The 661-nt window shown below is 75.6% G+C and carries 1 protein-coding gene; it reads left to right on the top strand.

What is annotated here, in order from left to right; translation table 11 throughout:
* The coding region (locus AC5LSR_RS18225) for a toxin TcdB middle/C-terminal domain-containing protein (protein WP_493468722.1) at positions 1–661 on the top strand (661 nt) is incomplete at both ends.

Below are 661 nucleotides of genomic sequence, written 5' to 3'. Positions count from 1 at the left end.
GGGGGGCCCGGCGCTGGAACGGGACGTCCCCGAACTCACCGACATCGCGGGTATCGCCGGTATCGCCGGTCCTGTCGGTCCCACGGATCCCGCCGCCGCGGCTCCCGGGGACGACGAGCGGATTCGGCGCGAGCTGCTGCGATGCCTGCGTGGCCAGGTCCTGCGGGAGGCGGTCTACGCCCTCGACGGCACACCGGCGTCCGCGTTCCCCTACGTCGTCACCGACCGGACCTGGCAGGCGCGGCTGCTCGAACGGGGGGTGGGCGATCGGGACGGATATGCCGTCACGCTGGCCGTGCCCCACCAGACCCTCGAACGCCACCTGGAACGCCAGCCGGTGCCCGAAACGCTGCGCTGTCCCGATCCCGAGCGGTGGCTGGGCCCCGCCGCGGACGCCGCGGCAGGTGGGGGACCGGGAGACGCTGCCCCGGGAGACGGTGGCCTGGCCGGCGCCGGACCGGGAGACGCCGGTCCGGTGGCCGCCGAGCCGGCGCGGGCGATCCACACCCTCGCGGCGCGGGTCAATGACTTCGGCCAGGTCGAACGGTCGGTGACGGTCGCCTACGGCCGCGCCGACGCCGCCGCGTCCGAGGCGCAGCGGGCCACCCTGGTCACCGCCACCGCCGTCACCTTCGGTAACCTCGTCGACCGGTCCGACCGG

Source organism: Protofrankia sp. CiP1_Cm_nod4 (assembly GCF_982290645.1).
This window is presented reverse-complemented; position numbering and strand designations above follow the sequence as displayed.